Here is a 21636-nt window from a genome sequence, read left to right on the forward strand (position 1 = left end):
CCCCGCGGGCCGAGGTCGGTGGAGGTCGTTACGCTGGAGGGATGCCGCAGACTCCCCGTGACCCGTACGCGGATCTGCCGTACGCCGACGAGCCGTGGGACGAGGGCGGCTGGGAGCCGTCCGAGCCGCCCGAGCCGATGGACTGGGAGCCGCAGGGCGCCGGCTTCGAACCGCCGCTCGACTGGGGTCCCGGCCCGACGACGCCCGTGGTGGCAGCATCCGCCCCCGCCGTCCGCCGCTCCACTCCGAGCCGTTACGCCACCGCGGGCGAGGCGCTGCGCACGGTCTTCGGCTACGACGAGTTCCGCGGCGATCAGGCAGCGATCGTCGACCAGGTGATCGCGGGCGGCGACGCCGTCGTGCTGATGCCGACCGGTGGCGGCAAGAGCATCACGTACCAGGTGCCCGCGCTCGTGCGGGAGGGCACCGGTCTCGTGGTGAGTCCGCTGATCGCCCTCATGCACGACCAGGTCGATGCGCTGCGTGCCAACGGAGTGAAGGCGGCGTACCTCAATTCCACGCAGGCCATCGACGAGCGGCGCGAGGTCGAGCGGGCGTACGTCGACGGCGAGCTCGATCTGATCTACGTCGCGCCCGAGCGCCTGTCGAACCCGCAGACGACGGCCCTTCTGCAGCGCGGCACGCTCAGCGTGATCGCGATCGACGAAGCCCATTGTGTGTCGCAGTGGGGTCATGACTTCCGCCCCGACTACCTCGCGCTGGGCGACCTCGGCGACCGCTTCCCCGGAGTGCCGCGCATGGCGCTGACGGCCACCGCGACCCGCGCCACGCATCAGGAGCTCACCGAGCGGCTGCACCTCGACGGCGCGAAGCACTTCGTGGCGAGCTTCGACCGGCCGAACATCCAGTACCGGATCGTGCCCAAGGTCGATCCGCGCAAGCAGCTCGTGGCGTTCATCCGCTCGCAGGACCGGGGTGCGGCGGGCATCGTCTACGCGCTCAGCCGCAAGTCGGTCGAGCAGACCGCGACCTATCTCGCCGCGCAGGGGCTCGACGCCCTGCCGTATCACGCGGGTCTGCCGGCCGAGGTGCGCGCGTCGAACCAGTCGCGTTTCCTGCGCGAGGACGGCGTCGTGATGGTCGCGACGATCGCGTTCGGCATGGGCATCGACAAGCCGGACGTGCGCTTCGTGGCGCACATCGACCTGCCGAAGTCGGTCGAGGGGTACTACCAGGAGACCGGTCGAGCGGGCCGCGACGGTCAGCCCGCGGTGGGATGGATGGCGTACGGGCTCGGCGATGTCGTGCAGCAGCGCCGACTGATCGATCAGAGCCCGGGCGATCGCACCTTCAAGATGCGCATGGGGCAGCATCTCGACGCGATGCTCGCCCTGTGCGAGACCGTGGAGTGCCGTCGTCAGAACCTGCTCGGGTACTTCGGGCAGGACTCGCAGCCGTGCGGCAACTGCGACACGTGCCTCGAAGACACCGCGACGTTCGACGGCCTCGTGCCGGCGCAGAAGCTGCTCTCGACGATCGTCCGCCTCAAGCGTGAGCGCAATCAGTCGTTCGGCGCGGGGCATCTGATCGACATCCTGCGCGGGGCCTCGACCGAGCGCATGCGTCAGCAGGGCCATGACAAGCTCGCCACCTACGGCATCGGATCCGACCTCTCGGATCAGGACTGGCGCAGCGTCGTGCGTCAGCTGCTGGCTCGCGGCATCCTGGTCGCGCAGGGTGATTACGGCACCCTCGCGCCGGGGGAGCAATCCGCCGGAGTGCTGAAGGGCGAGACCGCCGTGCCGTTGCGGAAGGACACGATCGGCCGCGCGTCCTCGCCGACGCGGGCTCGCAAGGCGTCGGCCGCCGACACTCTCGGCGAGGGAGATCGTTCCCTCTTCGAGGCGCTGCGGGTGTGGCGGGCCGAGACCGCCCGCGAGCAGGGCAAGCCGGCGTACGTGGTGTTCGGAGATGCCACGCTGCGCGCACTCGCCGAGCATCGTCCGGCATCCCTCGCCGACCTCGACGGCATCACCGGCATCGGCGAGAAGAAGCGCGAGGCCTACGGTGAGGCCGTGATCGCGATCGTCGCCGCGAACTGACCCTCCCCGCGTCAGGTGCATGGTGTGGAGTTGGCACCTGTCGGACCCTGGAGTTGGCACCTGTTGTCGCTATCGCGCGCGTATTCCGACGTGAGGTGTCAACTTCGTGCAGTGGGGGGTGAGCCTGCGCGTGGAGTTGGCACGTGTTGTCGCTATCGCGCGCGTATTCCGGCGTGAGGTGCCAAGTTCGTTCAGGGGCTGCGCGTGGAGTTGGCACGTGTTGTCGCTATAGCGCGCGTATTCCGGCGTCAGGTGCCAAGTTCGTGTAGGGGCCAGGGGTCAGGGGGCCAGGGGACCAGGGGACCAGGGGGCCAAGGGGCCAGGGGATCAGGGACGCGAGGGCAGCACGTCGTCGAGGTGTGCGTGCAGCTGGGCTGACACGTCGACGGCATCCCGGTCGTACAGCCACTGGTACTGGAGCCCGTCCCACAGCGCCATCAGCCAGAGTGCCTCGTGGGCGGGGTCGCGATGCTCGGGCAGATCGCCGTCGAGCTGGGCGAGCCGGAAGAGTTCGGTGAAGTACTCGATCCCACTCTCGAAGCGTGCCGTGAAGTAGGCGTGCGCCGGATGCCCTGCGGGCACGGCCTCGCACGAGAGCACGGCGTACACCTCGACGAGTCCGGGTTCTTCGCGGGCGCTGAACCGGGCGCCCTCCGGGATCCCGCGCAGCAGATCGCCTGCCGAGGTGCGCTCGGCGATCGGTTGGTTCGTGCGGATGGCCCCGTCGCGCGCCGCGAGCACCGCGCTCAGCAGCGCTTCCTTCGACGGGTAGTGGTGCAGCAGTGTCGACTTCGACACCCCGACGGCCTCGGCGATGTCACGCAGGCTCGTGTCGCCGTACCCTCCGCGCGAGAACAGTCGCGTCGCATCGGCGACGATCTGCGCGCGTCGGCGTCGGCCGACCGCATAGCCCGGGTCCGGCCCGGCGACGGCGACCTCGAACATCTCGGGAATGGGCCCCGCGGGTTCGTCGCGGGAGACGGCCTCATCGGGATCCCGCCATCCGACCGGCGATGCCCAGAGACTCTCGCGCTCTTCGAGCATCTCGACGACATCGACCTGGGCGGGCAGGTACTGCGAGATCAACTGCAGTCCGTCCCATCCGGCCGTGTGCCGCACGGTCTCTCCGTCGACGTCGCGGTCGCCGGAGATCACCCCGTGGTACTTGGCGTCTTCGAGCACCTCGGCGCTGAGCGCGCGCAGCCGGGCGTAGCGGGCCCGCATGCGCGCGTGGGCGGGGTGCGCGGGTGCGGATGCCTCGCCGGTGAGCGCGGCGAACAGCTCGAGGTAGCCCTCGGTGCGGTCGTTGCGTGCGGCGAGCTGCGCGAACACGAGCTCGCCCGGCTCGGCAGCCGCCGCGATCCCGGCGAAGACCGACTCGTTGTCGGCCTCGAGCTCGGCGACGACCTCGGCGAGCAGTTCGTCCTTCGACGCGAAGTGGCCCAGCAGGCCGGGATGGCTGACGGATGCCGCGGCCGCGATGTCGCGCAGCGAGGTGGAGCGGTAGCCGTTCGCGACGAACAACTCGTGCGCGGCGGTGAGGATGCGCTGCCGCGTGGCGGCGGCTCGCTTGGTGCGTGAGCCCGTCGGCGTGATGGTCGTCATCGCGTCCTCCTCCTGCATCCTATCCTCGCTCATTACCAATCGGTCGACATTCACTTACCAATCGGTCGAGATTCGTGTATCTTCATCTCAGCGCCACCATCGGAGCTCGGCGCCCCTCCCGAAAGGACCCCCCATGACAGAGTTGTCATCGGCCGCCAATGCGGCCGCGGTCGGCACGACCGGCTTCAAGGCGCCGGGAACGACGCCGCCTCGCACGCCCCGCGGCTACACCCCCGGCCTCGCCGCCGTGAACTTCGGTGTCTACCTCGCCCTCCTCACCCCGGTGATGGTGTCGATGGCGTTCAAGATCCAGCACATCGATCCCGACAACACGACGGGAAGTCTCGGCCTCGTGATGGGTGTCGGTGCGGCATTCGCCCTGATCGCGAACCCGCTGGTCGGCCGTCTCTCCGACCGCACGACCTCCCGCTGGGGCATGCGCCGCCCGTGGATCCTCGGCGGCGCGCTCGTGGGGCTCGGAGGCTTCGCCATCATCGGCGTCGCGAGCTCGGTGTGGATGGTGCTGCTCGCCTGGTGCCTCGTGCAGGCGTCGATGAACGCGGTGCTCGCCGCAGCCAACGCGACTCTGCCCGATCAGGTCCCCGTGAACAGTCGCGGCAAGGTGTCGGGCATCGTCGGCATCACCACGCCGATCGGCATCCTGGCCGGCAGCTTCATCGTGAACTTCCTGCCGGGCGACTTCGAGCGCTTCGTCGTTCCCGGTGTGATCGCGCTGATCCTGGTCGTGGTCTTCGTGCTCACCCTGAAGGATCGCCGCCTCACGGAGAAGCCCGCCGAGCGGTTCACGGCCAAGACCTTCTTCGGGTCGTTCGTGTTCAACCCCCGCAAGCACCCCGACTTCGGCTGGACCTGGCTCACGAAGTTCTTCGTGATGTTCGGCTACGCGGGTATCGCGACCTTCCTGCCGCTGTACCTCGTGACCAAGTTCTCCCTCGACGAGCAGGGCGCGATCAGCACGATCCTCCTCGCGAACCTGGCGTCGATGGCCGCGATGGCGATCTCCGCACCCCTCGGCGGCATCCTCTCCGACCGGATCGGCAAGCGCCGTCCGTTCGTCGCGATCGCCGGTGTGATCATGGTCGTCGGCCTGGTCATCCTCGCCCTCGCCCCCGACATCACGACCGTGATCATCGCGCAGACGATCATCGGGCTCGGAGCCGGTTCGTTCCTCTCCGTCGATCTCGCGCTCGCCACCGAGGTACTCCCCAACCCGGAGGACACGGCGAAGGATCTCGGCGTGCTCAACATCGCCAATGCGCTGCCGCAGTCGATCGCCCCCGTGATCGCCCCCGGCATCATCGCCCTCGGCGCGGCCACCCCGCTCGGCGGCTACACCACGTGGTATCTGTTCGGCGCGCTGGTCGCGTTGGCCGGCGCCGTGCTCGTCTACCGCATCAAGGGAGTCAAATGACCATGACCGACGCCACCACGACCACCACGGCGACCCGTCCCTGGCTCGACGCCGACCTGCCGGTCGACGAGCGCGTGCAGCTGCTGCTCGACGAGATGACGATCGAGGAGAAGGCAGGTCTCTTCTTCCACACCATGATCGCGATCGGCGACCTCGATGAGCCGAACCCGATCTTCAGTACCCCGAGCGCGCGCGACTTCCTCGAGAAGAAGCAGATGACGCACTTCAACCTGCTCGGCGCTGCGCCGACCGGGCGCGAGATCGCCGCCTGGCAGAACGCCGTGCAGCGGCTCGCGGCATCCACCCGTCTCGGCATCCCTGTGACCCTGTCGACCGACCCGCGGCACTCGTTCAGTGAGAACCCCGGTGCCTCGATCCTCGCGGGACCCTTCTCGCAGTGGCCCGAGACGCTGGGCCTCGCAGCGACGCGCGACCCGGAACTCGTGGAGCGCTTCGCCGACATCGCACGCCAGGAGTACACGGCCGTCGGTCTGCGCGTCGCCCTGCATCCGCAGGTCGACTTGGCGACCGAGCCCCGCTGGGCGCGGCAGACCGCGACGTTCGGAGAGGATGCCGAGCTGTCCGGCGTGCTCGGAGCCGCCTACATCCGCGGGTTCCAGGGTGCGTCGTTCGGCCCGGGCTCGGTGTCGACCATGACGAAGCACTTTCCCGGTGGCGGTCCGCAGAAGGACGGTGAAGATCCGCACTTTCCGTACGGTCGCGAGCAGGTGTACCCCGGCGGGCAGTTCGAACTGCACCTCAAGCCCTTCGAGGATGCGCTCGCCGCCGGCACCCGTCAGATGATGCCGTACTACGGCATGCCGGTCGGGACCGAGTACGAAGAGGTCGGATTCGGCTTCAACAAGTCCGTGATCACGGGTCTGCTGCGCGAGCGCTACGGCTTCGACGGACTCGTGTGCACCGACTGGGGGCTGATCAACGACTCCGAGATCTTCGGGCAGCCCTTCCCAGCGCGAGCGTGGGGTGTGGAAGACCTCTCGCCCCGGGAGCGCATGAAGAAGGTGCTGGATGCCGGTGCCGACCAGTTCGGCGGCGAGGACTGCCCCGAGCTGCTGCTGGAGCTCGTCGCCGACGGCGAGGTCACCGAGGAGCGCATCGACGTGTCGGCCCGACGGCTCCTGCGCGAGAAGTTCGAGCTCGGCCTGTTCGACGATCCTTTCGTCGACGAGGATGCCGCCGACGAGGTCGTCGGCAACGCGGAGTTCCGTGACGCCGGGGAATCGGCTCAGCGTGCGTCGATCACCGTGCTCACGAACGCCGGAGCCCTGCCGTTCGCCCGCGGTCTGAAGCTGTACGTCGAAGGGCTCTCCGCAGAGGTGGCGGCGGACTACGGTCAGGTCGTCGCCACACCGGCGGAGGCCGACCTCGCGATCATCCGACTGCAGGCGCCGTTCGAGGAGCGCGAGACGATGTTCGAGAACTTCTTCCACGCGGGGTCGCTCGACTTCGACACCGAGGTCGTCGATCACGTGCAGGCCGTCGCTGCCGTCGTGCCGACCGTCGTGGACGTGCTCGCCGACCGGCCGCCGATCCTGACCCCGCTCGTGGATGCCGCGGCGGCCGTGACGGTCAACTGGGGCGCGTCCGGCGCGGCGCTGCTCGACGTGCTCAGCGGAGCCTTCGCTGCGCACGGGAAGCTGCCGTTCGACCTGCCGCGATCCATGGCGGCGGTCGAGGCATCCGCCCCCGATGTGCCGTTCGACACCGCCGACCCGCTGTTCCGCTTCGGCCACGGGCTGTCCCTCTAGAGCACAGCTGTTCGCCAGGCGACGGGCGTCCTGTGGCCTGGCGACGGGGCATCCTGTCGCCTGGCGACGGGGCATCCTGTCGGGAGCGGTCGCATATGGTCGCTTCGCGCGGGCTGATGCGACAGTGTGCGACCACCCCTGCCCCAGAGCGGTCGCATATGGTCGCTTCGCGCGTGTTGAGGCGACCATATGCGACCTGTCCCGCACCAGCCCCAGCCCCATCCTGTCGCCTGACGACAATGCGGGACGGGGCACGGCCGGGACTGCGTTGGAGGATGCCGACAGGCGAGTTCGCCCTCGTTTGTCGCAGACCTACCATGAGAGCATCCCTACTTCTCCTCGAGAGGAATGCCCATGGTCGACGCCGCCGTCCGTTCTTCGACGACACCCACCGAGTCGAACGACGCCACCCCCACCCCGCACCTCGATGTGGCCCAGGTCAACGAGCTGCTGATGGGCACCTGGGGCGAGACCCGCCGCCAGGCCCGCGAGATGATCAAGGACTCCGCGTTCTGGCGCAAGGACGAGCTCGGCAAGGACGAGCACCGCGAGCGCGTGCTGAGCCAGTTGCATCTGCTGGTCGAGAACAAGGCCGTGCACCGCGCGTTCCCGAAGTGGCTCGGGGGCGAGGAGAACAACGGCGCCAACATCGCCGGCTTCGAGGAGCTGGTCGTCGCCGACCCGAGCCTGCAGATCAAGTCGGGCGTGCAGTGGGGGCTGTTCGGATCGGCGATCCTGCAGCTGGGCACGCGGGAACACCACGAGAAGTGGCTTCCCGGGGTGATGGACCTCTCGATCCCCGGCGCGTTCGCGATGACCGAGATCGGGCACGGCTCCGACGTGGCATCCGCGGGCACCACCGCGACCTACGATCCTGCGACCGAGGAGTTCGTCATCCACACCCCGTTCCGCGGGGCGACGAAGGAGTACCTCGGCAACGCCGCCCTGCACGGCATCGCGGCGACCGTGTTCGCGCAGCTGATCACGAACGGCGTGAGCCACGGCGTGCACTGCTTCTACGTGCCGCTGCGCGGTGACGACGGCGTGGACCTGCCCGGCATCGGCCGCGAGGACGACGGACTCAAGGGTGGGCTGAACGGCATCGACAACGGGCGGCTCTCGTTCGATCACGTGCGCATCCCGCGCACCAACCTGCTCAACCGCTACGGCGACGTGGCCGCCGACGGCACCTACTCCAGCGCGATCGACAGCCCCGGCCGTCGCTTCTTCACGATGCTCGGCACGCTGGTGCAGGGGCGTGTGTCGCTCGACGGTGCGGCATCCTGGGCATCCGCCCTCGGACTCGACATCGCGATCACCTACGCCACCCAGCGCCGCCAGTTCGACGGGGTCGATGGTGAAGAGGTCGTGCTGCTCGACTACGGCAAGCACCAGCGCCGACTGTTCCCGCGACTCGCGACCACGTATGCGCAGATCTTCGCGCACGACGAGTTCCTGCAGAAGTTCGACGGCGTCTTCTCCGGGCGCATCGACACTCCGGCCGACCGGGAAGACCTCGAGACCTTGGCCGCAGCACTCAAGCCGCTGTCGACCTGGCACGCGCTCGACACGCTGCAGGAGGCGCGCGAGGCCTGCGGCGGCGCCGGCTTCATGTTCGAGAACCGACTCGTCGGGCTCCGTGCCGACCTCGACATCTACGTCACGTTCGAGGGCGACAACAACGTGCTGCTGCAGCTCGTCGGCAAGCGTCTGCTCACTGACTACGCGAGGCAGTTCACCGGGAAGGATGCCGCGTCGCTGGCGAAGTTCGCGGTCGGCATGACCGCGGGCAAGGTGTTCCACGGCGCGGGCCTTCGGCAGCTGGGGCAGGCCTTCGCCGACCTCGGTCAGGTGTCGCGCTCGGTCGAGAACGGTCTGCGCGAGGAGCAGCAGCACGAGCTGCTGGCCGGTCGGGTGCAGCAGATGGTGGCCGACATCGCCGGCCGACTGCGTCCCGGCGCCAAGGACAAGGCTCTGGGCGCCCGCCTGTTCAACGAGAACCAGGCCGAGCTCATCGAGGCCGCCCGCGCGCACGGTGAACTGCTGCAGTGGGAGGCGTTCACCGACGCCGTCCGTGGCATGGACGAGAACGACACCAAGAAGGTGCTCACCTGGCTGCGCGACCTCTTCGGTCTGCAGCTGATCGAGAAGCACCTCGCCTGGCATCTGATCCACGGGCGCCTGTCGACCCAGCGCGCCGCCGCGGTGTCGAGCTACATCGACCGGCTGTGTGCGCGGCTGCGGCCGCACGCCCTCGACCTCGTGAAGTCGTTCGGTTACGAGCCCGAGCACGTGCGCGCCCCGATCGCCACGGGTGTGGAGCGCGAGCGTCAGGACGAGGCCCGTGCGTACTACGCCGATCTCGCGGCATCCGGCGAGGCGCCGATCCAGGAGAAGGCGCTGAAGAAGCAGAAGCGCTGACCTCGGCCGTTCACAACTCCTCAGATCCGGGGCGGAATCACTCGATTCCGCCCCGGATCTGTCGTCTGCGGCCGGATTCTGAGGAGTTGTGAACCGAATCCGGGCGCACCCAGCGAACACTGCGCCGGCGCTCGGTAGTGTCGACCCGTCCCCCGAAGAAGGAGCATCGGATGAGCACCGTCCACGCCTACGCCGCACCCAGCGAAGCAGCACCCCTCGAGAAGACCGTGATCGAGCGCCGCGAACTCGGCCCGCACGACGTCCTGATCGACATCGCCTACGCCGGCATCTGCCACTCCGACATCCACACCGTGCGCGGCGACTGGGGTCCGCAGAGCTACCCGCTCGCGCCCGGACACGAGATCACGGGCACGGTCGCAGCGGTCGGCTCCGAGGTGTCGTCGTTCGCGCTCGGCGACCGGGTCGGCGTCGGCTGCATGGTCAACTCCTGCGGCGAGTGCCGCAACTGCACCCGCGGACTCGAGCAGTTCTGCGTCGAGGGCGCCGTGTTCACCTACGGCGGCACCGACCGCGACGGCACCATCACCCAGGGCGGCTACTCCGAGCAGGTCGTCGTGACCGAGGCCTTCGTGCTGCGGATCCCCGACGGCCTCGCGCTCGACGTCGCCGCACCGCTGCTGTGCGCGGGCATCACCACGTACTCGCCGCTGCGGCACTGGAACGTCGGACTCGGCACCCGTGTCGCCGTCGTCGGTCTCGGCGGGCTCGGGCACATGGGCGTGCAGATCGCGCACGCCCTCGGAGCCGAGGTCACGGTGCTGTCGCAGACGCTGAGCAAGCAGGGCGACGGTCTGCGTCTCGGCGCCGACCGCTACTTCGCCACGAGCGACCGTCAGACGTTCCGCGATCTCGCGGTCGTCGTTCGATCTGATCCTCAACACGGTCAGCGCCGTGCTCGACATGCGCTCGTACCTGAGCCTGCTCGACATCGACGGCACGATGGTCTGCGTCGGGGCGCCCGCCGAGCCGCTCGCCGTCGCGGGTCTCGTCGCTCATCGGCGGACCGCCGCTCGCTCGCCGGGTCGAACATCGGCGGCATCGCCGAGACCCAGGAGATGCTCGACTTCTGCGCCGAGCACGGCATCGGCGCCCGAGATCGAGGTGATCCCCGCGTCGGAGATCAACGCCGCCTACGAGCGGGTGCTGGCGTCCGACGTGCGCTACCGCTTCGTGATCGACGCCGCGACCTTCCGCGACTGAGATCCACCTCTGAACACGGCGAAGGGCGGGGCGAGCCGTGATGGCTCACCCCGCCCGTCTCGTGTCGCGGGAGCGTCAGCCGACGAGCACCTCGGCACCGGTCATGCGCGCGAGCAGGTGCGGTGCGAGGGGTGCGTCGGTGGCGAGCACGACGCGCACGGTGGCGCCGGGCTGGTCGACGGGTCCGCGACGCTGACCGCGCAGGTCGCAGATCACCTGGCCGCGGGCGGGACCCTGCGAGGTGTCGACGACGACCGCCACGGCGGGTGCGTTGGTCGCGGTGATGCCGCCGACCGCGATCGCGGCGGCCAACGGGTCGTGCAGTGCACTGCTGCGCTCGCCGTAGGTCGACACGTAGAAGTCGAAGTAGAAGTCCAGCATCTCCCCGACCGCCCGCGCGAGCGGCTCGTCGGAGGCGAGGAGGGCTGCCCGGTCGTCTTCATCGAAGACGTTCTCCATCGTGACGTCGAGGGGCACGAGCACCACGGGCCACGACGCCGACAGCGTGGCGGATGCCGCTTCCGGATCGTTGCCGATGTTCGCCTCGGCCACGGGCGTGATGTTGCCCGGCACGAGCGCCGCGCCACCCATCGCGGTCACCTGCGCGATGCGCGAGGGCAGTGTCGGGTCGAGCGCGAGAGCCGTCGCGATGTTGGTCAACGGCCCGACCGTGATCACCTCGAGAGTCCCGGCGAACTCATGCGAGAGGCGGATGAGCATGTGCGCGGCATCCTCGTCTTCCGGCTGCCGATCAGCCGCGGGCACGGCGATGTCGCCGATGCCGTTGTCGCCGTGCACGTGGGGCGCCCCACCGTCGAACGGGTGCGAGAGGAAGTCGTGCGCACCGATCGCGACCGGCACCTCGGTGCGTCCGGCGAGCGCGAGCAGGCCGAGCGTGTTCACGGCGGCCTGGGCGGCGCTGGTGTTACCGCTGACCGTTCCGATGCCGACGAGGTCGATCTCGGGCGAGGCGAGCAGGTACGCCAGCGCGAGGGAGTCGTCGATGCCCGTGTCGCAGTCGAAGTAGACAGGGCGGATGGGGGTGTGGTTCATGGCGTGCTCCAGTGGTCGGAGGGCGGCCGCGGGTGCGGCCGCCCGGAGGTGTCAGTCGGTGGCGGCGGTGCGCGGGATGATCAGGAAGCTGGCGATCAGGGCGAGGGCGGTGATGCCGACGGAGATCCACAGCGCCGTGACGTAACCGCCCGGGGTGCCCTGTGCGGCGAACGGGGCGACGATGCCGATGCCGAGTCCGGCGCCGATGCCGAAGGCGCTGCCGTTCAGGCCGGGGAGCGCGGCGGGGGCGTCGGCGGGAGACTGCACGACGCCCAGCCCGTTGATGGTGGTGAGCACGATGCCGTTGTAGGTGATGCCCAGCAGTGCGATCATCGCGAAGACGACCCAGAAGCTCTGCGGCATCATCGCGATCACGATGAGCAGGGCGAGGCAGGCGATCATGCCGATGCGCAGGATCGGGATCCAGCCCTTGCGTCCGGCGAGCCAGCCCGACATCGGTGCGGCGAACACGCCGATCAGCGCGGGCGGGGCGAGGAAGAGGAGTGCGGCGGTGGCGGCGTCGAGCCCGAAGCCGTGCGTGGCGTCCTGACTGAGCAGCACGACGGTGAAGTTGATCACGGCGAAGACGCTCGACAGGGTGAGCACGGTGGTGGCGAGAACGGGCCACACCTGACGGGAGCGCAGGTGCTGCACGGCGATCAGCGGGGTCGCCCGGTTCTTCTCGACGAACCAGAACACCACCAGCGCAACGATAGTGCCCGCGAGGTAGAGGAGCGTGATCGGGGCCAGCCATCCCGCGCTCGGCCCGGACGAGACGAAGTAGGTCACGCTGATCAGTGCGATCGAGAGCACAGCGGCTCCCCACCAGTCCATCTTCCCCGTCGAGACGCCGCCGTCGGATGCCGGGATGACCAGTGCCACGCAGACGATCGCGAGGATGCCGACCAGGAAGATCACGACGAAGATCGAGCGGAAACCGAAGGCGTCGCTGAGCAGTCCGCCGATGTAGCCGTCGACACCGCCGACGCCGCCGTTGACCGCGGTGATGATGCCGAGGGTCGTTCCGAAGACCTTGGCGCTGAGTGATTCGCTGAGGATGACGTAGGCGAGCTGGAATGCGGCGCTGGATGCGCCCTGCAGCACGCGGCCGATGAGCAGCACGGTGAGGTTCGGCGCGAACATGCACAGCAGGGTGCCGACCGACAGCAGGCCGAGCACGATGAACAGGGCGCGCTTGCGTCCGATGAAGTCGCTCCAGCGGCCGAGGACGACGCCGCCCACGGCGCCGGCGACGAAGAAGAGCGACGAGACCTGCGACACCTGCCCGATGTCCTCGCCGAGCTGCGTCGCGATGTCGGGCAGGGCCGGGGTGATCATGCTCGCGTTCAGCTGATACGACAGCACGCCGAGGATGAGGGTCGCGACCAGCGCGACGGCGCGGGGGCCCCGCACGGGTTCGCGGGCGGTGAGGCCCGGGGAAGCGGTGGCGGTGTGGCTGTGCACGGAGACTCCTTCGTCAGGGATGCCCTCGGGTGAGGCTTGTATGATGTTATACCTCTCCGGTCTAACATCGTCAACAGGGGCGTCGTCATGCTTGAATACGAGAGACGCCCACCTTCGGGCGACCAGGGAAGGAGCGCCGGGATGACGAACGAGATCGATCGATTCCTCGGTCGCAGCCTCACGAGCACCGTCGGGCAACCCCTGCGCGTCGCCGTCTACTCGCGAATCGCCGACGGCATCCGCTCCGGGGTGTTCGAACTGGGTTCGGCTCTGCCGCGCGAGACCGAGCTCGGTGTTGCGCTCGGGGTGAGCCGCACGGTGGTGCGGGAAGCGCTGATGCTGCTCGAAGAGGACGGCCTGATCATCACGCGCCGTGGCGTCGGGCGCTTCGTGGCCGACGATCTTCCGCGCGTGGGCCTCGAGGAGCTGCGCCCGCTGGAGCAGGCACTGTCGGACGGCGATGACGATGTGGTGGTGCGCACGATCAGCTTCGACCTGCAGTCCACCACCGACTTCACCTCGAGCAAGCTCGCCCTCGACCCCGCCGCCAACACCTGGTTCCGCGAGGCCGTCGTCGAGCGGCACGGCGAACCCGTCGCGATCCTGCAGGAGCATCTTCCCGCCGGTCGGTACCTCAGCGACATCAGCCCGCAGATCGCCGAGGGGCTGGATGCCGCCGCCGCCTCGTCGTCGAGCGTGCTGGCCGCGCTGCGCGAGCAGGCCGGAGTCATCTTCGACTCCGCGGTGTGCGAGATCACGGTGAACGTGGTCGGCGCCTCGCGCGGCGCTCTGCTCGGACTCGGCGCCGCCGATCCGGTGCTGATCCTGACCCAGACGGTCACCACCGCCGGCACCCCCGTCTACCTCGCCAAGTGCATCGTCTCGTCGCGAGTCGGGCACCTCTCCGTCGTCCAGACCACCTCCTGATTGCGAGCATCCGTGCAGAATCCCCTCTCCCTCACCATCGTCGGCAGCATCAACGTCGATCTCACCGCGCGCGCCGATCGACTTCCGCAGGCCGGCGAGACCGTCGGAGGCGGCACGCTCGTGCGCGAGGCGGGCGGGAAGGGCGCCAACCAGGCCGCCGCGGCAGCCCGACTGGGCGCCACGGTGCGTATGGTCGGCGCGGTCGGAACGGATGCCGACGGCGGATGGATGCGGTCGGAGCTGGAGACAGCGGGCGTCGACACCGCGAACGTGCAGATCAGCGACCAGCCCACCGGAGTCGCGCTGATCGTGGTCGATCGCGAGGGCGAGAACCAGATCGCGGTGTGCGAGGGTGCCAACGGCGACATCGATCTCGACGGGATCTCCTTCGCCGCCGATGAGGCCGTGCTCGCCCAGCTCGAGATATCGATGGACCTGGTGGTGGCTCTCGCCGCCCGGGTGCAGGGATATCTCGCGATCAACGCCGCCCCGGCGCGCGAGCTTCCGGTCGACGTGCTCGATCGCGCCGACCTGATCATCGTGAACGAGACCGAGTACGCGCTGATCCCTGCGCTGAAGAACGCCCGACGCGTCGCCGTCACCTATGGAGCCGACGGAGCCGCGCTCTTCGAATCCGGCGTCGAGGTGGCCTCGGCCCCCGCCGTCAAGACCGAGGTCGAGAACACGGTGGGTGCGGGGGACGCGTTCTGCGCTGCGCTCACGATCGGTCTGGCGTCGGGCATCTCGCCCGAGCGCGCGCTCGCCGCCGCCTGCGCGGTCGGCGCCGCCGCGGTCGCCGATCCGCGCTCGCAGCCGCTGCTGTCGTCGTACGACGCCTACGCCGCGCACTGAACCCGTGATGTCGGTCGTCGTGGATAGCCTGAACCCATGACCTCCCTGATCACCGGCCCCGACGAGCGCGCCCGCTGCGCCTGGGTGGGCGACGACGTCGAGTACCGCCGCTATCACGACGAGGAATGGGGATCGCCGCTGCACGGCGACCGTGCGCTCTTCGAGAAGATGGCGCTGGAGGGATTCCAGGCGGGACTGTCGTGGATCACGATCCTGCGCAAGCGCCCCCGTTTCCGCGAGGTGTTCGAGGGATTCGACCCGGAGCGGGTGTCGGAGTACGACGAGACCGACGTCGAGCGCCTGATGCAGGATGCCGGCATCATCCGCAATCGCGCCAAGATCGAGGCGACGATCGGCAACGCCGCGATCGTGCGCGGCATGGCCGAGGGTGAGCTCGACGCGCTGATGTGGTCGTTCGCCCCTTCTCCGCGTGACGTCCGTCCCGCGTCGATGGCCGAGGTGCCTGCGGTCACGCCCGAATCGACCGCCATGAGCAAGGAACTGCGTCGCCGTGGTTTCCGCTTCGTGGGCGCGACGACGATGTACGCGCTCATGCAGTCGGCGGGAATGGTCGACGATCACATGGCAGGGTGCTGGCGCGCCTGATCGGCCTCGCGGGGTCGCGCTCATTTCATGGGCACTTCTCCCCATCGAGAGCACTACCACAGCGCGGTTAGGATGAACGGGTACGCCGCGGGATTTCATCCGGTGGTGGGTGTCGAGAAAGCGACCCTGGGGGGAACCGGGTATGAAGGCGTTGTCGTGGATGCGTGCGCGACCGAAGACCCTGGCCTCGGCTGCCGGCGTCACTGTCGGTGTGATCGCCATCACCACCATGGCGTTCACGTATGAGGGCTTCCCGACCACCAAGGTCGACCTGAACGACGGCGGGGTCTGGATCACCAAGACCTCGAGCCTGCTCGTCGGTCACTTCAACCACGAGTCGACGATCCTCGACGGTGGACTGCGCACCACCGGCGAGAACTACGACATCCTGCAGGCCGCAGCGAGCGTGCTGGTCGTCGACGACGACGCCTCCACCGTGACCGCGGTCGACCCCGCCCGCGTGTCTCTCGGCGACTCGGCGGCGATCCCGTCGACGGCGAAGGTCGCGCTCGGTCACCGCACCGCCGCGATCCTCGACGAGAAGTCCGGCGACCTCTGGGTGGTGCCGTTCCAGGGCATCGCCGCCTTCGAGATCGAGGCCGCGGAGCCCATCGCCGAGCTCGGCGAGAACGCCGACGTGACGGTCGCGAACGACGGCACGGTGTTCGCGCTCTCCTCCGAACGTGGCGAGGTCGTGACCGTCCCGGTCGACAATGAAGGCCAGGCGCTCGAGCCGTCGACGGCCTCGGTCGGCGAGATCGATGCGTCCGCACGCCCCACCATCACCGCTGTCGGGCGCACGCCCGTCGTGCTCGATGCGGCGGCCGGTGTCGTGACGACCCCTGGTGGATTCCGCACCGAGATCACCGGCGCGGCCGACGCCGTGCTGCAGCAGGCATCCGCCGACACCGATGCCGTGGCCGTCGCCACCTCGTCGGCGTTGCTGGAGGTGCCGCTCGACGGCAGCGACGTGACCGAGACCTCCGTCGGCGCCGACGGCACGGCCGCGGCGCCCGTCTGGCTGCGCGGCTGCACCTACGGTGCCTGGGCCGGTTCGGCGAAGTTCCTGCGCGAGTGCCCGGGCGATGCCAACGACGTCAACGCGGTCGTGGACGGCGCCGAAGACTCCACGAGCCTCACCTTCCGCGTGAACCGCGACGTGATCATCCTGAACGACGCCGTGGGCGGTGCCGCATGGATGGCGGACGACAGCCTGCAGCGCGTCGACAACTGGAACGACCTGACCCCGCCGGAGGGCGAGACCGAGAACGAGGACGACACCACCGAGGAGACGGTCGAGACCACGCTGCCGGAGCGCAGCGAGATCAACACGCCTCCCGTCGCGGAGGACGACTCGTTCGGCGTGCGCCCCGGCGGCACCACGATGCTGCCGGTGCTCGACAACGACAACGATGCCGACGGTGATGTGCTCGTCGCCGCTCTGGCCGAGAAGCAGCCGTCCATCGGCACCGTGCAGGCCGTGAACAACGGAGGCTCGCTGCAGATCGCGGTCGACGAGAAGGCCACGGGCACGGCGTCGTTCATCTACGAGGTCGACGACGGGCGCAAGGGCAAGGACACCGCCACCGTCACCCTGACCGTGCGGGGCTGGGATCAGAACGAGGCCCCGAAGCCCAAGCGCAAGACGGCGCTGGCCGTCGAGACCGGCGGCACGATCTCGTACAACATCCTCCCCGACTGGATCGATCCGGACGGCGACGACATCTACCTGCAGAGCGTCACCGCGGCGCCCGGCGATGAGGTCGACTTCAGCAAAGACGGCCAGATGACCTACAAGGCCACGGCCAGCCTGCAGGGGCGCAAGGAGATCGAGGTCGTCGTCGCCGATGCCTCGGGCCTGCAGAGCACCTCGAGCATCACGCTCGACGTGCGTCCGCAGGGCTCGACCGGCCCCAAGACGAACGCCGACCACGTCGTGACCCGGGCGGGCGAGCAGGTCACGGTCGCCCCTCTCACCAACGACACGAGCGTCGGCCGCGAGCCGCTGCGACTGACACGGGTGCTCGAGACGCCGGGGGCGACGATCGAGCCCGACTACGACAACAAGACCTTCTCGTTCATCGCGCCCAAGACCGGCGTCTACTACGTGCAGTACCAGGTGACGACAGGTCCGAAGAACGGTGAGGGCCTCGTCCGCGTCGACGTGCTGCCCGAAACCGAGTCCGACCTTCCTCCGGTCGCCGTGCGCGACGTCGCGCTGCTGCCTACCGGCGGAGACGTGCTGCTCGGTGTTCTCAACAACGACACCGATCCCGCCGGCGGCATCCTCGTCGTGCAGTCGGTCACCGTCGATCCCGGAAGTGGCATCTCGGTGTCGGTGCTGAACCACGAGACGCTGCGCATCACCGATCAGGGTGCCCTGGAAGACCAGGTGCGCATCGCGTATCGGATCTCGAACGGGTCGAAGTCGGCCGACGGTGAGGTCGTCGTCATCCCGATCCCGGCCGCTGACGAGATCCTGCCACCGGTCACGAACCCCGATTCGGCCAAGGTCCGCGTCGGCGACGTCGTGACCATCCCGGTGCTCGACAACGACACCCACCCGAGCGACGACGTGCTGCATCTCTCGCCCGAGCTCGTCGAGCCGCTGGTCGATCCGGAAGACGGCGAGGCGTTCGTCTCGCAGGACGCCGTGCGGTTCAAGGCGACCGACAAGCCCGGCACCGTCTACGTGACCTACGAGGCCGTCGACTCGCACCAGCAGAAGGCGGCGGGCTACGTCACGATCCAGGTGCTGCCGATCGACGAGGAGACGAACGCGGCCCCGCGTCCGCAGGACCTGACCGCTCGCGCGCTCGCCGGCAGCGAGGTGAACATCGCCGTGCCGTTGGACGGCATCGACACCGACGGCGACTCGGTCGAGCTCGTCGGCATCGATTCGAGCCCCACGAAGGGCCGCATCACCACCGTCGGTCCGAACTACTTCACGTATGAGGCCGCCGATGGTGCATCGGGGGTCGACGCCTTCACCTACCGCGTGCGCGACCGGCTCGGCAAGGAAGGCACCGCGACCATCCGCGTCGGCGTCGCGCCCGCCGAGCAGATCAACCAGGCCCCCTATGCGGTCAAGGATGCCGTGGTCGTGCGACCGGGGCGCGAGATCGCCGTGCCCGTGCTGGACAACGACTCCGACCCCGAAGGCGACAAGCTCGTGCTCGTCAAGGACGGACTCGAGGTTCCGGACGCACTGACCGCGCGCGTCTCGGGAGACCGCGTGCTCGTGCAGGCGCCGGATCGGGAGATGGAGACCTCGCTGCAGTACACCGTGGTCGACACCCGCGGTGCCACGGCCACGGCGACGCTGCAGATCACGGTCGATCAGGACGTGCCGTTGAAGGCGCCCGTCGCCCGTGACGACCGGCTGCAGCCGTCGGACCTGAAGGACGGCAGCCTGTCGGCGGATCTCGACATCCTGAAGAACGATGAGGATCCGGACGGCACCAAGGACCGTCTCGACGTCGAGGTCGGCGATGGAGGCACCCCGCTCGAGAACGGCAAGGTGCGCGTCACCGTCACCGACGAGCTCCAGTTGATCCGGTACACCCTCACCGACCCTGATGGGCTCCAGGCTTCGGCCTTCATCTTCGTGCCCTCGCGCGCGGATCTGCGACCGACGCTCGATTCGACCAAGCCGGTCGAGGTCATCAGCGGCGAGACCAAGAAGCTGCCCCTCTCGGAATACGTCACGGTCGCCGGCGGCGGCGAGGTGACGATCACCGAGAAGGCGAAGATCAGCGCCAACCACGCCGACGGCGCCGACCTGCTGCTCGACCCGCAGACCCTCGTCTACACCTCGGAGACCGGGTTCTTCGGTCCCGACGCGTTGACCTTCGAGGTCACCGACGGCACCGGCCCGGATGACCCCGAGGGGCGCAAGGCGACCCTCAGCATCCCGATCAACGTGCTGCCGCCGGAGAACCAGCAGCCCACGTTCCTGCAGGGGCAGATCAACGTCGCGCCCGGCGAGCCGGCCGCGCCGCTCGATCTCGCGGCACTCACCGACGATCCCGACCCCGAAGACGAGGGGAACCACGAGTTCACCTTCATCGGCGGTGACGCCAACGGCATCTCCGCCCGCACCGACGGCGACCGTCTGTTCGTCGAGGCCTCGTCGAGCGCGAAGAAGGGCGCCACCGCCACCCTGAAGATCCGCGTGAGCGACGGCGTCACCGAACCGATCGAGGGAACGATCGTCGCCACCGTCACCGCCTCGACGCGCTCCCTGCCCGCCGCGAACACCGACACGGTCTCCGAAGCGGATGCGGGCAAGACGATCACGGTTCCTGCGCTGGAGAACGACGTCAACCCGTTCCCGGAGACGCCGCTGAAGATCGTGTCCGCGGTGTCCGAGTCGGGCTCGGCCAAGGTGTCGTTCACGAGCTCCGACGTCACCATCACACCGGCGAAGAGCTTTGTCGGAACGCTCGTCGTGCGCTACCGCATCCAGGACGCGACGCAGGATGTCGACCGCGAGGTGAACGGCCAGATCATCGTCACGGTGCAGGACGTGCCGGCGGCCCCGGGCATCCCCGTGGTGACCAGCGTGCAGGATCGCACGGTCGTCGTCTCCTACTCCGCGCCGTCGAACAACGGCGCGGAGATCACCGGGTACACCGTGAAGGCGGTCACCGGCGGCGGATACTCGAAGGCGTGCTCGTCGACCACGTGCACGCTCGACGGGCTGACGAACAACGTCGAGTACGCGTTCCAGGTGACCGCGACGAACCGGGTCGGGGAGTCCCTGCCCTCCGGCACCTCGGAGATCGCGCGCCCGGATGCACGCCCCGACACCCCGAACCCGCCCACCCTGGTCTTCGGCGACAAGTCGCTGAAGGTCGTATGGACGACCCCGACCACGCCCGGCTCTCCGGTCGACCGGTACACGCTCGAGATCTCGCCGGCACCACCGTCGGGCATCACGCAGAAGGAAGTGACCGGCAACTCGCTCGTCTGGGAGGGGCTGGAGAACGGCTCCAACTACCAGGTTCGCGTGCAGGCGCACAACCGCGCGCCCGACCCCTCCAGCTGGAGCGGATGGTCGGCGTCGGAGATCCCGGCCGGCCCGCCGCTCGCGGCCGCCGCCCCGACCACGCAGGAGCTCGAACCGGTCGGCAACCAGGCCCAGATGCAGGTGAACTGGGGAGCGCCCGACAAGAACGGCGATGCCATCCGCAGCTACCAGCTGGAGGTGCTCGAAGGCGGTTCCGTCGTGCGCACCATCACCCCCGGTGCGCAGGCGACCAGCCAGGCTGTGGTCGTTCCCACGTCCGAGACGGCGTACACGTATCGCATCCGTGCCGAGAACAAGGCCGGGTGGGGCGAGTGGAGTGCGCAGTCCGCTCCGCGTCGTGGCGTCACCGCACCCGGTGCGCCGACCAGTCTCCGCGTGACGAACGAGGGCGACCGCCAGATCACGATCTCGTACAACCAGGGGTCGCGCAACGGCGCGAGAGCCGGTGAGGTCACGTATCAGTACCGCCTGAACAACGGCGGCTGGGGCACGATCCCCGGCAACAACGTCATCGGCGGGCTGAGCAACGGCACGAACTACAACGTGCAGGTGCGAGGCGTCGCCACCGTCGACGGCACGACCTACGCCGGCGCCGTGTCGAACACCGCCGCGGGCAACCCCCACGGCAAGCCGAACACCCCGACGGGCGGCGCGCAGCAGTTGACGACGCAGGTGCGCCTCAGCTGGAACGCGACCGGTTCGCCGAACGGACGAGACATCTCGACCGTGCAGATCAGCATCGACGGCGGGGGCTGGCAGGGCGTCGGCATCAGCGGCTCCACCGACGTCGGCAACGACTACGACCAGGCGCACAACATCCGAGTCCGGGCGCAGGACACGACCGGCGCGTGGTCCGACGTGAGCCAGACCTACAGCGCGCAGTCGAGTCCGAGGCCACAGCCACGGGCCTGGGTGTCGCGCGGAACGGCCGGCAACTGGCCGGGGCAGTGCACCGACGGCACGTGCGCGAAGTTCGTGATCAACACCGCGAACTTCCCGGCGGGCCGCTACCAGGTCTACTGCAACAGCAACGCGCCGACGGCCGGTCCGCGCTTCGCCGGCGGCTCGAGCTGGAACATCCCGGCGAACGGCTCGATCGAGATCGGCTGCTTCCACGGCAACGGCGGGCGCGGCTACCAGGTCTGGGTCACCATCGCCGGCACCGACTACGAGCGCTCCAACTGGTAGCGG

Annotated in this window: 11 protein-coding genes and 1 pseudogene; 9 read left to right on the forward strand and 3 right to left on the reverse strand. The window is 68.9% G+C overall.

All coding sequences use genetic code 11. The features are described 5' to 3' along the window. The first annotated feature begins 41 nt into the window (after positions 1–41). Complete coding sequence (gene recQ / locus P0Y60_04085; protein WEK61946.1) at positions 42–2063, forward strand: DNA helicase RecQ; 2022 nt, start codon at positions 42–44, stop codon at positions 2061–2063. Between the two features lie 327 nt (positions 2064–2390). On the opposite strand, the gene P0Y60_04090 is transcribed toward recQ, so the two are convergent. After that, a complete protein-coding gene (locus P0Y60_04090) occupies positions 2391–3668 on the reverse strand; it encodes a TetR/AcrR family transcriptional regulator (GenBank protein WEK61947.1) in 1278 nt (425 codons plus the stop codon). 133 nt (positions 3669–3801) lie between these two features. Here P0Y60_04090 and P0Y60_04095 point away from each other — a divergent pair, with 133 nt between their 5' ends. The 4 genes and pseudogenes from P0Y60_04095 to P0Y60_04110 all read left to right on the forward strand — a co-directional run bounded on the left by P0Y60_04095 (position 3802) and on the right by P0Y60_04110 (position 10511). Continuing rightward, the gene (locus tag P0Y60_04095) at positions 3802–5100 is read left to right on the forward strand and encodes an MFS transporter (protein ID WEK61948.1); all 1299 of its coding nucleotides are present in this window, start codon (positions 3802–3804) and stop codon (positions 5098–5100) included. Then, entirely contained in the window at positions 5097–6869 is a 1773-nt protein-coding gene (locus tag P0Y60_04100; GenBank protein ID WEK61949.1) for a glycoside hydrolase family 3 N-terminal domain-containing protein, read from the forward strand. The genes P0Y60_04095 and P0Y60_04100 overlap by 4 nt, the downstream gene beginning before the upstream one ends. 354 nt (positions 6870–7223) lie before the next feature. Further along, entirely contained in the window at positions 7224–9290 is a 2067-nt protein-coding gene (locus tag P0Y60_04105; protein ID WEK61950.1) for an acyl-CoA dehydrogenase, read from the forward strand. A 170-nt stretch (positions 9291–9460) separates the two neighbouring features. After that, positions 9461–10511: pseudogene (locus tag P0Y60_04110) on the forward strand (NAD(P)-dependent alcohol dehydrogenase). 75 nt (positions 10512–10586) lie between these two features. Here the strand turns inward: P0Y60_04110 and P0Y60_04115 are convergent. Continuing rightward, positions 10587–11564 (reverse strand): nucleoside hydrolase, encoded by a 978-nt coding sequence (locus P0Y60_04115; GenBank protein ID WEK61951.1) that lies wholly within the window; start codon positions 11562–11564, stop codon positions 10587–10589. Between the two features lie 51 nt (positions 11565–11615). Then, a complete protein-coding gene (locus P0Y60_04120; protein WEK61952.1) occupies positions 11616–13028 on the reverse strand; it encodes an MFS transporter in 1413 nt (470 codons plus the stop codon). Between the two features lie 141 nt (positions 13029–13169). Here P0Y60_04120 and P0Y60_04125 point away from each other — a divergent pair, with 141 nt between their 5' ends. The 4 genes from P0Y60_04125 (at position 13170) to P0Y60_04140 (ending at position 21633) form a co-directional block, all read left to right on the forward strand. After that, positions 13170–13955, forward strand: a complete 786-nt coding sequence (locus P0Y60_04125) for a GntR family transcriptional regulator (GenBank protein WEK61953.1) — start codon at positions 13170–13172, stop codon at positions 13953–13955. A gap of 12 nt (positions 13956–13967) precedes the next feature. Beyond that, positions 13968–14807: a PfkB family carbohydrate kinase gene (locus P0Y60_04130; GenBank protein WEK61954.1), complete on the forward strand. Its 840-nt coding sequence runs from the start codon at positions 13968–13970 to the stop codon at positions 14805–14807. 36 nt (positions 14808–14843) lie between these two features. After that, the gene (locus P0Y60_04135; GenBank protein WEK61955.1) at positions 14844–15413 is read left to right on the forward strand and encodes a DNA-3-methyladenine glycosylase I; all 570 of its coding nucleotides are present in this window, start codon (positions 14844–14846) and stop codon (positions 15411–15413) included. Positions 15414–15555: 142 nt separating this feature from the next. Continuing rightward, positions 15556–21633: an Ig-like domain-containing protein gene (locus tag P0Y60_04140; GenBank protein ID WEK61956.1), complete on the forward strand. Its 6078-nt coding sequence runs from the start codon at positions 15556–15558 to the stop codon at positions 21631–21633. Positions 21634–21636: the final 3 nt, after the last annotated feature.

Source organism: Candidatus Microbacterium colombiense, from assembly GCA_029203165.1.
Classification (GTDB): Bacteria; Actinomycetota; Actinomycetes; order Actinomycetales; family Microbacteriaceae; genus Microbacterium; species Microbacterium colombiense.